Genomic DNA, 14,781 nt, shown 5'->3' on the forward strand with positions numbered 1-14,781 from the left:
TCGTCTGCAAGGAAAAGCTCTACCACGGACTGTCGCAGCGCTTCCTCCCGAAGACGGGATAGCAGCGGGCCAAGCTGGAGGTTCGAAAGGCAGGGCACGGCTATTGCCGGCTTCAGACAATTGCCAGGTCCATACAGGCCGACAGCGATCAGGCACCGTTCATCCCGCCAGGCTACCATTGTTCGCTTCCGGCAAAGGAACGTTTCATGCTGATCGTGAACGCACCTTGATGCGGCCGAGTTGGAGAACCGGAAAATGGCCGCCGCGACGGGCCTGACGTCCTCGCAGGCACTCGTGCTGCGGCAGATCGGAGGCCATGAGACGATCACGCCGAGCGCCGTCGCGAGTACCTTGGGATTTGGTCAGGCGACCATCACGAATATCGTCGATCGCCTAGTGGCGGCGCAGCTCGTGACGCGCACGCGGGGCCTTTCCGACAAGCGGCAGGTCATGCTGGAGGTCACCGAACTTGGCTGGGAAAAACTGAAGGCCTCGCCGTTTCCACTTCAGATGCGCTTCAGTCAGGGCTACGCCGGCCTTGCCCCCTGGGAGCAGGCGATGATCTTGGATGCGCTGGAACGGCTCGATGGATTACTCACCTCCGAAGCGAGGCGCCCGGCCTGACGGGAACAGCTCCGCTAGAACAGAAGCGGTTACGGTCGAACTTTAGATTACTCCATGTCGTCTCGATCATATTGAACCGGCCGCTGGAGAGCTTGGGAACCGGGGCGACGAACACCTTTGAAAGCCTCGCGCTGTAGCGATTGGAGCTCTCGCTTGACGCCCGCGAACCGGGAAGGTGGTTAAGTTTGTCACATAGCTGCGCAATGGAAAAAGCCGCTAATCGACGCCGGTCAGCGAAAACTCGACGACCTTCGAAAATGGATATCGCGGCGCCCGGCGGTCCATGAACGAGCGGCGGGTTCCGAGGAAGCCGCTCAGAGCCGCAAAGGTCGGCTCTGTCCGCGCCGATGGACCATACGGTATCGCCCTTCCAGAGTCCGCTATCGCCACTTCGGCGCTTCAAAGCGGACCAAGCGCGAAGTCTCAGCCCTGCCCTCGCAGCCGACCCTTCAGTGCTCGTCAATAAATCCTATCAAAGCGCCTACACGCAATTGGATCAACGTTTTGGTTGATCCAGACCAACCTCGCGCGTGCCGCCCCGAAACCAGAAATCGGCAGATGGGCCCGTTCACTTCACGTGACCTTGCCTGCCCTACAAGTCACAACATCGGCAAGGAAATTTCCTTCACCTGCCAAATAGCTTTCGATGTATCATGATTTGTATCGCGATTTTTCAGTTGGCGATTTTTCCGATGGCCCGTATATCTTAACTGTCTCTATTGTAGAGACTTTCGGCTGCCTGATTAATCGGGATCGGCTGCGTTGCTCGGATTTTGGTACCGGCATTCGCAGGTTCGAATCCTGCCGCCCCAGCCAGCATATTTCTCTATCAGGTAGCGAACGCACGTTCCTTGCCGTGCCCCTTCCCACAGCACAGCACAGTCGCGGTTTTTCATGCCACGACGCGCGTTCCGTCAGCCCATTTCGAACAAAGCGACGGTTGCACACGATCGTGGATCGCTGAGGCATGGAGCCCGTGATCAGCTTGCCCTCAGCCCCTGGCGTGCAGCAGCAGGTCGCCGATCGAGGCGTCGAAATGAGCGGTCATGGCAGCGGCCGCCTCTTGGGGATCGCGGTCGGCGATGGACTGGGCGATACGGCGATGGATAGCGAGGATCGCCGCCTTCTCGTCATCGGTCTGGCGGGTCTCCCAGGCACGGGGCACGGCGAATTCCATCTGCGGCTCGAACGAGCGCACGATCTGGCTGAACAGGAAGTTGCCCGAGGCCGCAGCGATGATCTGATGGAAAGCGGTATCGAAAGCAGTGATCTGCACCATATCGCCCTCCGCCCGGGCCATGGATTCGGCAAGCGCCAGAATCTGCCCGGCCTGAAGGTCGCTGCGCTTCTCGGCCGCGAGAGCGGCGATGCGGACTTCGACGGTGCGGCGCACGTCCCAGACTTCGGCCACGCTGATCTGCGACGTGGCCACGGCATGGTCGAGCGACGTGCCGATCACCGAACCGTCGATCGCCCCCACGCGCGGGCGGCGGCCGTTGCCAACGTCGATCAGGCGCAACGCCGCAAGCGCGCCAAATGCCTCGCGCATGACCGCACGACTGACCCCTAGGTCGGCGGCGAACTGCCCCTCGCCGGGAAGCGTGTCGCCTACTTTCAGATCGTTCGAACGGATATGGCCGCGCACGGCCTGGACCGCCTGCTCGACCAGCGAACCGGCGCCTTCCGTCATTCTTGTGGTCACGCCGCCAATCTCCCCGTGCGATAATGGGCGCGGTAATGGGTCGGCGCCTGTCCGAACTTGCGGGCGAAGGCGCGGGCGAAGCTGGCATTGTTGAGATAGCCGCAGCGGTAGCCGATCGACGAGACCGGCAGATCGGTGGAAAGCAGCATCTGCCCTGCCTCACTCAAGCGCTGTTCGGCGATGGCATCGGCGACGCTGCAATCGAACAGTTCGCGAAATCCGCGCGTGAGCTTGGCACGGTTGAGGCCCGCCCCGCGCGCGATCATGTCGAGCGTCAGCTTTTCCGACCAGCGCTCGTCGATGATCCGACGTGCGGCGAGCAACCGGCGCCTGTCGGTGCTGGAGAGCACGCGGTCCTGGCTGAGGGACACAAGTCCGCCCTGCCCTTGCACGCGCAGGATCTCGCAAAGCAGTTCGATGCTCTTGGCAAGGCGATAGGGGGTGCGGGCCATCTCCGGCAGGTCGCAGTCGCGGATGGCCAGAGCAATGGTCAACAGAGCGGCGGAGAGGTGATGGATCGTACCGTCGCCGGGCAGCGGCGCATCGCCGAGTATGCGCCTGCAAGCCTCGGCCGAGACGAGCAGGATCACCCGCTCCTCACGGTCGGCACCGAGCACCTCATCGAGGCTCGTTCGATCCGGTGCGGCGAGATAGCGCAAAGTCGCCGGAACACCGGCCGATCCGAAAGTCATGACGAAAGCCATCGGCGCGGGCGGCGGATCGAACGAAGGTAAAGGACCCTCGCCGATCAGGCTGATCATTTCGGGCGACACTTCGATCGCGGTCATCGGGGATTCGTTGTTCATGTCCCCCTCCTCTCCTGCGTGCAAAATAACCTATCTGACAGCTTTCGCAAGAGCTATCAGATAGGTTCCGCCGTAGCCGAGAGCGGTGCCCGACGCATGGCCTGGAAGAACGCCATCACCGACACCACACCCACTGCCGTTCCAACAATCGCCAGCCCCTGCCCGAGATGTGTCTCGCCGCCGAGCACGCCGCTCACCCAGGCGACAAGCGAAGGCGCCACGCCGAAGCCGACCAGCCCGGCAAGCGCGATGAAGGCTCCGATGCACAGGCCGCGCAGTTCGTTCGGGATCAGCACCGTCAGGGCCACAGACGTCACCAGCCCGGTGATCGTTCCGCAGAACATCAGCAGGCCCACTGCGGCGGCGAACAGCGGCACGCTTGGCGCGATCGGGAACAGCGCCGCCGGCACACCACCCGCCGCCGCCAGCACGGCGCCGATCAGCAAACCGCCCCGGCGTCCGGTTTTCTGGCCAAGGTCGGCCGCCAGCCCGCCAAGGATCGACCCGAGAACTCCGGTCGAGAAGATCAGCGCGCCCATCCATCCCGCAAAAGCTTCCGGCGCCAGGCCATAGCTGCGCGACAGCACCGGAGAGGCCCAGATGCTCGCGGCGGCATCGGCCATGACCACGCTGACTTGCCCGATGAAAAGCGGGATCAGGAAGGCACGCCTTGCCCAGAGTTCGTGAACGACAACCCGGAACGGCGCGTGGATGCTCGCTTCCACTTCGCGGCGCTCCGGCTCGCGCAGAACAAGCAGCGGCAGGATCAGGCAGAGGCTGATCGCGGCGAGCAGGACATGGGTTCCGCGCCACGGCGAGAGGCCGTAAGTGAAGGCGACGGGGGCATGGATCATTGCGCCCAGCAGCCATCCCGCCAGCGCGAAGGCGCCGGCCTGCCCCAGGCACTTGCCGAGCGTCACCACCAGCATGGCCCGCCCCCGCTGTTCGGGCGCGCAGAGATCGGCGGTCAACGAAAGCGCGCAAGTCAGGGCCCCGGTCGTGCCGATGCCCGCCATCATCCGCGCCAGGAACAGCACCGGCAGGTTCTGCGCGAAGGCGGTCAGCAGGGTGCCGGCGGTCCAGACCAGCCCGAGCAGGAGCAGCAGCCGCACCCGGTTGCGGCGGTCGACGAGAATGCCGATGGGGATCGAGAAGACCACCAGCGGCACGGCGGCCGACACGCCCTGCACCAGGCCGAGCGCATAGTCGCTGAGCCCCATTTCCGCCTTGGCGCCTTCCTGCACCATGCTGAACGAGCCCATCATCGTGAACCCACCTGCCATGGCGAGCGCGAGGATGAGCAGCGGCAGCAGCCGGTGACGGAACGAGAGTGCCGGAGGAGAGATTTCGAGAGTAAGGCTGGTCATGCGTGCGATCCCGATAGGACGCCCGGTCGCCTTGGGGGGTACCAGAGACGACCGGGCGGTTCCGCCCCACCCGGCGGAACATTTCATGCGCGCTTTCAGGCGGAAAACGCGAAGATCTTGCCCGGATTGAACAAGTCCTGCGGATCGAGCGCGCGCTTGATGAGGCGCATCATCTCCACCGCATCACCCAGCTCCGCGAGAAGCCAGTCCTGTTTGCCGAGGCCGATGCCGTGCTCGCCGGTGCAAGTGCCGTCCATCGCCAGCGCCCGCTCGACCAGCCGGGCATTGATGGCCTCGACTTCCTCCATCTCTTCGGGCGCATCGGGGTCCATCGAGAACACGACGTGGAAGTTGCCGTCCCCGACGTGCCCCAGGATCGTGCCCGGCACGCTCGAAGCCTGAAGGTCGCGCTTGGTCTCGGTGATGCATTCGGCCAGGCGACTGATCGGCACGCAGACGTCGGTTGCCCAGCCGACCGCGCCGGGGCGCAAGTTGACCGCCGCGTAATAGGCCTCGTGCCGGGCTTTCCAGAGCTTCGAGCGTTCTTCCGGCAGGTTCGACCAGCGGAACGCGCTGCCGCCGTTCATGTCGGCGATCTCGCGCACGGTCTCGACCTGCTCCTCGACATAGCGGCTCGACCCGTGAAATTCGAAGAACAGCGTGGTCAGTTCCGGATAGTCCAGTTTCGACCAGCGGTTGACGGCCTTCATCTGCACATCGTCGAGGATCTCCACCCGCGCCAGCGGCACGCCGAGCTGGATCGACTGGACGACGGTATCGACCGCCCCTTCCAGCGTTTCGAAGCTGCACACCGCCGAGGAGATCGCCTCGGGAATGGCATGGAGACGCAGGGTGATCTCGGTGATGATCCCCAGCGTGCCTTCGCTGCCGATCATCAGCCGGGTGAGGTCGTAGCCCGCCGCCGACTTGCGAGCCCGCCGCGAGGTGCGGATGTCGCGCCCGTCCGGCGTGACCACGCGCAGCGACAGGATCGCCTCGCGCATCGTGCCGTAGCGCACGGCATTGGTGCCGGAGGCCCGCGTCGCCGCCATGCCGCCGATCGTGGCATTGGCGCCGGGATCGATCGGAAAGAACAGGCCCTGGTCGCGCAAGTGCTCGTTGAGCTGCTCGCGCCGTACCCCGGCCTGAACCGTACAATCGAAATCCTCGGCATTGACGGCGAGGATCGCGTCCATCTGGCTTAGATCGACGGTGACGCCGCCGCAGACCGGCAAGGCATTGCCCTCGATCGAAGTCCCCGCGCCATAGGCCACGATCGGCACCCCGGCGTCGGCGCAAAGCTTGACCAGTAGGACGACATCGTCGGTCGAACGGGCGAAGACAACGGCGTCGGGAAGAACGGTCTCGAAATGGGCCTCGCTCTGCCCGTGCTGGCTGCGGACGGCCTCGCCCGTCGCCAGGCATTCGCCGAAAGCGGTGCGCAAGTCTTCGAGGAAGCCCTTCGGCAGGGGCTTGCGGGGCGGTGGGGGAGGAGACGCGCCCATCGGATCAGAACCGGAAGCTCGCGCGCACGCCGTAGCGCCGCAAGTCGCCGATGATGCCCAGGTCCGATGCCGGCAGCCCTGCCAGCGCCAGGGTGGTCTTCTCGATATAGGAGTCGAAATACTTCTTGTTGAACAGGTTGGTGCCGAAGACCGACAGCTCGATGCCGTTTTCCATGCGGTAGGTGATGGAGCCGTTGAACAGGACGTAGCTCTTGAGGATCGTCGGCGTCGTCTGGTTGAGGCTGGCGGCGGAGCGGCTGCCCTTGCCGTTGACGCTGGCGTTGAACGTCAGGCTGTCCGACCCGAACGGCACGACATAATCGCTGGAGAGGTTGAACATCCAGTCCGGCTGGAAGGTCAGGCGGTCGGTCGCCAGCGTACGGCCGGTGACGGCGGTGTACTGCGAGGAGTCGGTCAGGCGCGCATGCATGTACGTGGCGCCGCCCGAGAGCGTCCATTGCTCGACCGGCCTGTAGCTGAATTCCAGCTCGGCGCCGTAGCTCTCGACGTCGCCCGAATTGAGATCGACGGTGACGAGACCGCCGGTCGAGGACGGGGCGATGGAATTGAGGCCGATGTAGTTCTTGTAATCGTTGTAGAAGACATCGCCCGAAAGGGTGAAGCTACGGTCGGCGGAAACGTACTTGGTGCCCACTTCATAGGTCCAGGCGGAGTCGCCCTTGTACTTGCGAACCGGCGCTGTCACCGCGTTGAACCCGCCGCCGCGATAGCCGCGTGCCACCGAGGCATAAGTCATCAGTTCCGGCGTCCAGTGCCGCGTGACCGAGAGACGCGGCTCGACCTGGTTGGACTTGAGGCCGACGCTGCCTGCGGCCCCCGCATTGATCGCGCCGCTCGCGGAACGGTCCTCGTGATCGTAGCGCAAGCCCAGGGCCACTTCCCAATCCGGGTTGGGCTTCCAGAATACCGTGCCGAATGCCGCATAAGTGTCGGCCTTGGTGCGGTTGCTGTTGTTGTTGGTGAGATTGAAGGGGACGATCAGCGTCGACTGGTTCGACCGCGTGCTCTCACGGCTGTAGAACAGGCCGAACAGCGTGGAGAGCTGGTCGCTCAGCTTGGTGTCGAAGCGCAGTTCCACGGTCTTGGTGCGCAGGCTGTCGCTGGAGGACTGCCGCACGATGTTGAGCGGGCCGAAGTCGCCGTCGGTATCCGGCGCGCTGCTGTTGCGCGCATCGTAGGCGGCCTGGAGCGTGACCGTCGTATTGATCGCCTCGATCGGACTTTCGACCTTGGCGTTGACGCCGCGGTACTTGTAGGTCGTGGTGCCCAGCGTGTTGAACTGGTTGGTGCGCGCATAATCGGTGGGGCCGGTGACGCGGGCATAAGGGACATTGGTGCCCTTCACCCAATCGTAGTAGCCGTTGACCACCACCGTCAGGTCCTCGGTGGGCGTCGCGCGGATCGTGGCGCTCACCGAGTCCGTGTTGAACTTGTTCGACTTGCCGCCGATCGTGGTGTTGTTGATGAAGCCGTCCTGCTGCCGGTGCGAGGCGCCGACGCGGACGGCCAGCTTGTCGGTGACGATCGGCGCGGAGACCGAACCCGATACCAGCCAGGAATCGTCCGGCCCGGCATAGCTCGCCTGCCCGCGCGCTTCGAATTCGTTGCCCGGCTGGCGGGTGATGACGTTGATGGCGCCGCCCAGCGTGTTCTTGCCGTAGAGCGTGCCCTGCGGCCCGCGCAGCACTTCGATCCGCTCGACGTCGAGCAACGGATTGTTGAGATAGGCGGTATTGGGGCGATAGATGCCGTCCACGAACAGCCCGACGCCAGGCTGGACCGACTGGACCAGGGTGACGCCGACGCCGCGGATCGACACGAAGGCGCGCCCGGCCCCGTCGCTGCTGATGTTGAGGCCCGGCGTGAGCACGGCGGCTTCGCGTACCGAATTGATGTTGCGCTTGGCCAGGGTGTCGCCTGAAACGGCGGTCACGGCCACGGGAACGTCGAGCAGCGTCTCGGTGCGCTTGCGGGCGGTCACGACGATTTCCGGTGAACTGGCGTCCGACGCAGCGGCCGGAGCCTTCTGCGATGCGGCATCCTGCGCCAGTACCGGAGACGCGGTCAAAGCCAGCAAAGACGCTCCGACAGACAGGCAAATCCTGAGATCCATAGATCCTCCCTCGCTACCGCTCGCCGAGGTCAGTGCCTGGCAAGTCGGCCAATCAACCTATAAGACAGGTCTAACCTATCTGAAAGGTCCTTGAGGAGTCCTTCGAATATGCCGATCGGCGCAAACAGTTGGCCGATCGGCATAAGGGAACCTACCCAGGCCGCTCACCAGCAGGTGTAGCCGCCATCGGCGAGCACGATGCTGCCGGTCATCAGGCTCGCCGCGTCGGAGGCGAGGAAGGCGACCACCGAGGCCACTTCCTCCACTTCGCCAAGGCGCCCCATCGGCGTGGAATCGATCCAGCGCCGGTACATCTCACCCTGCTTGTCCGCGAATTCGTTGAGCGGGGTGCGGATATAGGTGGGCGCGACGGCATTCACCCGCACGCCCCGGTCCGCCCATTCCGCCGCAAGACTGCGGGTGAGCTGGTGAACCGCCGCCTTGGAGGCATTGTAGTAGCTCTGCGCCTGGGGCCGGTTGACGATGAAGCCGCTCATCGACCCCACGTTGACCACGCTGCCGCGCCCGGCCACCAGCATGTGGCGCCCGAAGGCGCGGGCGCACCAGAACGTGCCGTTGAGATTCACGTCGATGACGTTGAGCCAGTGCTCATCGGCCACCTCTTCGGCCGGGGTCTCGCTGCGGGCGATCCCGGCGTTGTTCACCAGAATGTCGATCGCCCCAAGCTCGTCGGCGACTTCCGTGACGCGCCCGGAATCCGTGACATCCATGATGCGCCCGTCGCAGGCATAGCCCTTGTTGCCCATTGCGGCGCGGGCGCGCTCTATCGCGGCCTCGGACAAGTCGGCGATGACCACATGGGCGCCCAACTCGGCCAGAGCCTCGACGCAGGCAAGGCCGATGCCGCTCGCGCCGCCGGTGACCAGCGCGCGGCGGCCGTCCAGTTTCAATCGGTCCAGATACATGAGACGTCCTTCAGGGCAGGAACGGAGCGATCGGGAACGGGGGCTCCTCGATCGTTTCGCCGCGTTCAAGCTGGTACACGGCGCGATGCTCGCGAGTGAATTCGCGCCACGGCAGACTGCCGTCGCGGGCGAAGTCCACCCAGATGCGGTGGACCCGGTCGGCCAGTTCCTGCGGCGGCGCTTCCCCGCAAAGTCCCTCCGGACCGGTCGTGCTCGCCAGAGTGTCGAACACGAAAGGCAGTTCCATGGCATGGGCGGCGCCCAGCCCGCCGAACAGGGGAGAACGCCATTCGAACTCGTACATATGCGCGCGCCCCCGATGCTCTTCGGCAAAACGCCGGGCAGGCCAGCGGAATACGAGATCGTGCGCGGCATCGGTAAAGGCATGACCGGGCTTCACGCCCTTCCTGCCCATGCCATAGGCCTTGAGCAGCTTGCGCGCCTGCGGGTGAACGCGGTGGAACACATAAGTCGCCAGCAGCCGCCCGATCTTCTCACGCAGGCCGGTCGGCACGAAGTAGAGGTTCATCTCCTCGGCATTGGTGCCGATCAGCAGGTCGATTTCCGCGCCCGCGCCTGCCTTCAGTGCATCGAGCGGCTTCATCGGCAGGACGTCGTCGCCGTGGACCGGCACGAAGCGGCTGATGCCGAAGACCGGCTCGTGTCCCTCGGCATCGCGCAAGTCCAGCCGGGTCGAGGGCTGGCTGACTTTCTCAGCGCCGTCGAGCAGGATCTGGCCCGGCTCGATGCTGCGATAGCCCGCTTCGTCCGGGGTGATCCGCAAGATTTTTGCCAGCTTGCGGACCAGCCTTTGCGCCACGTCGATGTCGCGCGTCATGCGGCCATGCCCGCTCTGGACGATGGCGCGCCGGAACAGGCCTTTGGCCAATGGCGAGGCGATCAGATCGGCAATGGCCATGCCCCCGGCGGACTCGCCGAAGACAGTGACATTGCCCGGATCGCCTCCGAACGCTGAGGCATTGCGCTGTACCCAGTCGAGCGCGAAAAGAATGTCGCGCAGGCCGAGATTGGTTGGAATGCCCGGAATCGGCAGGAAACCCTCGACGCCGAGGCGGTAGTTGATCGCGATGAAGACGATCCCGTCGCGCGCGAAGCTGCTGCCGTCCTGCACCGACGCATCCTTGCTGCCGAGCACGAAGCCGCCGCCGTGGATAAACACCATGACCGGCCGGTGCCTGTCATCGTCTCCATTCGGCATGCAGACATCGAGCGTCAGGTAATCGTCACCCTGTCGCCAGCCCTCGCCCACCAGTGCGGCCACATCCAGGCCGGGGATCGCCTTGACCCGCTGGGGTGCGTTCGGGCCGGGGTCGAGGGCATCGCGAAGGCCGTCCCACGGCGCGGGATCGTGCGCCCTGGCAAATCGAGCCGGGCCTACCGGCGGCGCGGCATAGGGAACGCCCCTGAACCGGACGACTTCGCCTTCGACGGCGCCCCTTATCATTCCCGCAGTCGTCCGGACGATCACCCTTGCGCACTCCCTTTCGCCGTTCGCGATTTCCAACGCGAGAATAACGGTTTGGGGTGCACATCCCAGCGGCTTTCGCTGTGCAGATCGGCGCAAATCGATTGCCTTTCGGCCCGCCGTTACCGGCGACGGAGCCAGTCCATCAGGATCAGGCAGGCCCGCTCATCGGCGGCCTCGATATTTCTGAGATTTCGGAAAAATCCGTCCGCACCAGCGGGTCCGATGTGGCGATTTCGTACCGAACACCGTTTCCTACCGTAATGCTCACAAACCGCTCCGGATACAACCACCTTTGGACATGCCATTTTTATGAGGTATAAGGGGGTCTGCCATGTCAAATCAGATTGACTGTCCAGACACCCTGCGTGCTGCGTTCATGCGTACGGGTAAAATTCTCCGAGCGCAGTGAAGGTACGTTTTTATTCATGTCTTTTGACAGAGGAAATCGCGGTAACGGCCGTGACAGATTCGGCGGCAACGACCGTTTTGGCGGAGGAAATGATCGATTCGGCGGAAACGACCGATTCGGTGGTAACGATCGATTCGGCGGTAACGATCGATTCGGCGGCAGCTCGCGCGGTGGCTTTGGCGGCCCGCGTGGCGGCGGCGCCCCCGCTCAGGTTATCGGCGAGGGAAGCGGCGTGGTGAAGTTCTTCAACCCGGATAAGGGCTTCGGCTTTATCCAGCGCGAAGATGGTGGCGACGATGCGTTCGTGCACATCAGCGCCGTGCAGGACGCGGGCCTTACGACGCTTGCCGAAGGCCAGCAGCTTGCGTTCCAGCTCGTCGATCGTGGCGGCAAGGTTTCGGCTACCAACCTGTCGATCGTCGGCGAAGTCATCGTTGCCACGCGCCGCGAGTCTGCACCTGCCCAGCGCCAGTCGACCGGCGAACGCACCAACGGCACCGTGAAGTTCTTCAACGCGACCAAGGGCTTCGGCTTCATCACGCGCGAAGACGGCCAGCCCGACGCGTTCGTGCACATCAGCGCTGTCGAGCGTTCGGGCCTGTCCGGCCTGTACGAAGGCGACCAGATCGAATTCGAAATCGAAATCGATCGTCGCGGCAAGTCTTCCGCGGTCAATCTGGTCCAGCGTTGAGATTTCCGGCCCTGGTTCGCCTTCGCGGACCAGGGCCCTGCCCTCATGCGGACCGAACTGCGCGCAATGCTCCTCGATCGATCTCGTCCTGACGGTTGAAAGCCGCCAAGAAAGAGATTGTAGATTACTCGGCGCTGGAGCGTGAAGGCATCGTTTCCCTGATATCTCAGGCCCGATATCGCAGATTCACCGCATCCCTGGCGCAGATCATCCGGCACCGCGCAGCGGTTCCGAAGTCGACGCCGAGAAAATGGTACATGAAAATCGGGCGCAATGTGCCTCACCCGTCGCGGCGCCTACTTGTAATTGCGGGCCACAATCAAAATATCAGGTGATCCCGCCTCACCGGATATCGTGGATATCGAGTGTTTCAACTGCGACCCAGTGGAGCCGGAGTTCGGCACAGCCGCCGCCCGGCAGCAAAGACAAATTCACCGGACAACACGGCTAGCGCTTTGGAACCTTGTCAGGCAAGGCATTTTCAGACACCCGTCTCCGTCCCGGTGAAGCGATCACTGCGGCAGAGGCGAATCCGATAAAGGCTAACGAATGAACAACGACGATCACAGCGCGGACGACGACGCACCGCTGATCGACAATGACCGAGGTTCGATCAAGCGATTGATCGCGAAGGCCAAGCGCCTCGGCGTGATATCGGTCAGCGAGCTGAACGCTGCGCTGCCTCAGGATCAGATGACGACCGATCAGATCGAGGACGTCATGGCCGCGATCTCGGAGATGGGCGTCCGAATCGTCGAGAACGAAGACGAGGACGAAGCCGTCGAATCCGACTCGGATCAGGATTCCGAAGAGGATAACGACGGAGAGACCGAGTTCGCCGAGCGCGGCGAAGGCACTCGTCGGCGCGCTGCTGACGGCAAAACTGCGGACCTTGGGCGTAGCGACGATCCGGTACGTCTCTATCTGCGCGAAATGGGCGCAGCCGAGATGCTCAGCCGCGAGGGTGAAGCGGCCATTTCCAAGCGGATCGAAGCCGGCCGCGACATGATGATCCTGGGCCTCTGCGAGAGCCCGATCACTTTCCACGCCATCATCCAGTGGTCCGAGGCGCTCAACAACGGCGAGATGCAGCTGCGCGAGATCCTCGATCTCGACGCCATGCTGACCAAGGAGCCTGCGCCCGAAAGCCTCAATGAGGACGGCGAGAGCGACGACAACGGCGAGATCAGCGAAAAGACCGCCGGTCCCTCGTTCAAGGACGACGATGATTCGGACGAGGACAACTCCGAGGAAGTCGACGAGGACGGCAACCCGATCCCCAAGCGTCAGGCCGAGGAAGAGGAAGAGGACAACACCCTCAGCCTCGCCCAGATGGAAGCGGCCCTCAAACCTGAAGCGCTTGAGAAGTTCCTGCTCATCACCGAGCTGTTCCAGACTTTCGAACGCCTCCAGTCGGAGCGCCTCGAAGCGCTGGCGCTCGGCATCGATTTCCCCGCCGCCAAGGAAGACCAGTACCATTCGCTGCGCGAGGAACTGACCGCGCAAGTCGAATCGGTGAAGTTCCACGCGACGAAGATCGAATACCTCGTCGACAACCTCTACGCCTTCAACCGTCGCCTGACCGCTCTTGGCGGCCAGATGCTGCGCCTGGCAGAGCGTCACAAGGTCAAGCGTGCCGACTTCCTTGATGCCTACACGGGCCGCGAACTGGACGACACCTGGCTGTCTGACGTGGCCAGGAAGGACAAGAAGTGGGCCGCCTTTGCGGAAGCGGAGGCCAATGGGGTCGAGCGCATCCGCCTCGAAGTCTCGGACATCGCCGCCGCCACCGGCATGCAGCTTGCCGAGTTCCGCCGCATCGTCAACATGGTCCAGAAGGGCGAGCGCGAGGCGCGCATCGCCAAGAAGGAAATGGTCGAGGCGAACCTGCGTCTGGTGATCTCGCTCGCCAAGAAGTACCTGAACCGCGGCCTGCAGTTCCTGGATCTCATCCAGGAAGGCAACATCGGCCTGATGAAGGCGGTCGACAAGTTCGAGTACCGCCGCGGCTACAAGTTCTCGACGTATGCCACCTGGTGGATCCGTCAGGCGATCACCCGCTCGATCGCCGATCAGGCCCGCACGATCCGCATCCCGGTCCACATGATCGAGACGATCAACAAGCTGGTCCGCACCAGCCGCCAGTTCCTCCACGAGAACGGCCGCGAGCCGACGCCGGAAGAAATGGCCGAGCGTCTGTCGATGCCGCTCGAAAAGGTGAAGCGGGTTCTCAAGATCGCCAAGGAGCCGATCTCGCTCGAAACGCCGATCGGCGACGAGGAAGACAGCAGCCTGGGCGACTTCATTCAGGATGCAAACGCGGTCATCCCGGTGGACGCGGCGATCCAGGCGAACCTCAAGGAAATGATTACCCGGACGCTATCGTCGCTCACCCCGCGTGAGGAACGCGTGCTGCGCATGCGCTTCGGGATCGGCATGCATACCGACCACACGCTTGAGGAAGTCGGCCAGCAGTTCTCGGTCACCCGCGAACGTATCCGTCAGATCGAGGCGAAGGCGCTGCGCAAGCTGAAGCATCCGAGCCGGTCTCGGATCATGCGCGCGTTTCTGGATTGAGCATAGCGTATCGCTCGATGGGGTTTGCATAATACGCGCAATCCTCATCAAGCGGACCTTCGGCCATTCCCGCCTCGGGCACTTCTCGACGAACGACAGGCGCCCCGCTCTTCTCCCTGGAGAGCGGGGCGCTGCCTTTTCCGGCAGGTCATCGCTACCGAAGCAATCCGAATAAAGAGACCGGCCGGAGCAGTTCCAGTCTCGTCAGGGTGTTGATCGCTCCGGCCGGCGGCGCCTTGGGCTTAGCCCCCCGCGCCTGAAGTTTCGCGACCCGCGGCTTCGTAATCGACGCCAAGCTGTTGCAGGTAGGAATCGTACTTCTTGGGATCGTAATATTGGCCCTGCATCGAAGGCCGGATCTGCGCCATCGTGCGCGCATTGCGGTCGATCGCGGGCATGTCGGTAGGGGCGATCAGCGGATCGTACTTCTGGTCTTTGAGCTGGACGTCCTTCATCCAGGTCTTGGCCTCGCTGATAAGCTGCGGCGTGGTCATCAGGTCGAGGATGGTCATCGCCACCGCCTTGGCGCCGACGACGGTGCCCTTGTGGGC

10 protein-coding genes and 1 pseudogene are annotated in these 14,781 nt (G+C 63.6%); 3 read left to right on the forward strand and 8 right to left on the reverse strand.

The features are described 5' to 3' along the window. Positions 1-255 precede the first annotated feature (255 nt). Complete coding sequence (locus V7066_RS08365; RefSeq protein ID WP_334182602.1) at positions 256-624, forward strand: MarR family winged helix-turn-helix transcriptional regulator; 369 nt, start codon at positions 256-258, stop codon at positions 622-624. Between the two features lie 991 nt (positions 625-1,615). On the opposite strand, the gene V7066_RS08370 is transcribed toward V7066_RS08365, so the two are convergent. The 7 genes from V7066_RS08370 to V7066_RS08400 all read right to left on the reverse strand — a co-directional run bounded on the left by V7066_RS08370 (position 1,616) and on the right by V7066_RS08400 (position 10,553). Further along, entirely contained in the window at positions 1,616-2,326 is a 711-nt protein-coding gene (locus tag V7066_RS08370; protein ID WP_334182603.1) for a FadR/GntR family transcriptional regulator, read from the reverse strand. After that, positions 2,323-3,132, reverse strand: a complete 810-nt coding sequence (locus V7066_RS08375) for a helix-turn-helix domain-containing protein (protein ID WP_334182604.1) — start codon at positions 3,130-3,132, stop codon at positions 2,323-2,325. The genes V7066_RS08370 and V7066_RS08375 overlap by 4 nt, the downstream gene beginning before the upstream one ends. A 56-nt stretch (positions 3,133-3,188) precedes the next feature. Next, positions 3,189-4,499, reverse strand: coding sequence for an MFS transporter (locus V7066_RS08380; protein ID WP_334182605.1), 1,311 nt, complete (start codon positions 4,497-4,499; stop codon positions 3,189-3,191). Between the two features lie 95 nt (positions 4,500-4,594). After that, a complete protein-coding gene (locus tag V7066_RS08385) occupies positions 4,595-6,004 on the reverse strand; it encodes an FAD-binding oxidoreductase (protein ID WP_334182606.1) in 1,410 nt (469 codons plus the stop codon). A gap of 4 nt (positions 6,005-6,008) precedes the next feature. Further along, positions 6,009-8,138: a TonB-dependent receptor gene (locus V7066_RS08390; RefSeq protein ID WP_334182607.1), complete on the reverse strand. Its 2,130-nt coding sequence runs from the start codon at positions 8,136-8,138 to the stop codon at positions 6,009-6,011. 164 nt (positions 8,139-8,302) lie between these two features. Next, entirely contained in the window at positions 8,303-9,064 is a 762-nt protein-coding gene (locus V7066_RS08395) for an SDR family NAD(P)-dependent oxidoreductase (RefSeq protein WP_334182608.1), read from the reverse strand. A 10-nt stretch (positions 9,065-9,074) separates the two neighbouring features. Next, the gene (locus V7066_RS08400; protein ID WP_334182609.1) at positions 9,075-10,553 is read right to left on the reverse strand and encodes a carboxylesterase/lipase family protein; all 1,479 of its coding nucleotides are present in this window, start codon (positions 10,551-10,553) and stop codon (positions 9,075-9,077) included. 425 nt (positions 10,554-10,978) lie between these two features. Here V7066_RS08400 and V7066_RS08405 point away from each other — a divergent pair, with 425 nt between their 5' ends. Then, positions 10,979-11,653, forward strand: a complete 675-nt coding sequence (locus V7066_RS08405) for a cold-shock protein (RefSeq protein WP_334182610.1) — start codon at positions 10,979-10,981, stop codon at positions 11,651-11,653. Between the two features lie 549 nt (positions 11,654-12,202). Then, positions 12,203-14,230, forward strand: coding sequence for an RNA polymerase sigma factor RpoD (gene rpoD / locus V7066_RS08410; protein ID WP_334182611.1), 2,028 nt, complete (start codon positions 12,203-12,205; stop codon positions 14,228-14,230). Positions 14,231-14,472: 242 nt separating this feature from the next. Here the strand turns inward: rpoD and V7066_RS08415 are convergent. Further along, positions 14,473-14,781 (reverse strand): annotated as a pseudogene (locus V7066_RS08415) (amidohydrolase); the annotation flags it as partial.

This window comes from Novosphingobium sp., assembly GCF_036820275.1.
Classification (GTDB): Bacteria; Pseudomonadota; Alphaproteobacteria; order Sphingomonadales; family Sphingomonadaceae; genus Novosphingobium.

Excerpts from the sequence above, each read along its gene's own strand:
- V7066_RS08365 (WP_334182602.1), top strand. The coding sequence starts at position 256 with ATGGCCGCCGCGACGGGCCTGACGTCCTCGCAGGCACTCGTGCTGCGG.
- V7066_RS08375 (WP_334182604.1), bottom strand. The coding sequence starts at position 3,132 with ATGAACAACGAATCCCCGATGACCGCGATCGAAGTGTCGCCCGAAATG.
- V7066_RS08380 (WP_334182605.1), bottom strand. The coding sequence starts at position 4,499 with ATGACCAGCCTTACTCTCGAAATCTCTCCTCCGGCACTCTCGTTCCGT.
- V7066_RS08385 (WP_334182606.1), bottom strand. The coding sequence starts at position 6,004 with ATGGGCGCGTCTCCTCCCCCACCGCCCCGCAAGCCCCTGCCGAAGGGC.
- V7066_RS08390 (WP_334182607.1), bottom strand. The coding sequence starts at position 8,138 with ATGGATCTCAGGATTTGCCTGTCTGTCGGAGCGTCTTTGCTGGCTTTG.
- V7066_RS08395 (WP_334182608.1), bottom strand. The coding sequence starts at position 9,064 with ATGTATCTGGACCGATTGAAACTGGACGGCCGCCGCGCGCTGGTCACC.
- V7066_RS08405 (WP_334182610.1), top strand. The coding sequence starts at position 10,979 with ATGTCTTTTGACAGAGGAAATCGCGGTAACGGCCGTGACAGATTCGGC.
- rpoD (WP_334182611.1), top strand. The coding sequence starts at position 12,203 with ATGAACAACGACGATCACAGCGCGGACGACGACGCACCGCTGATCGAC.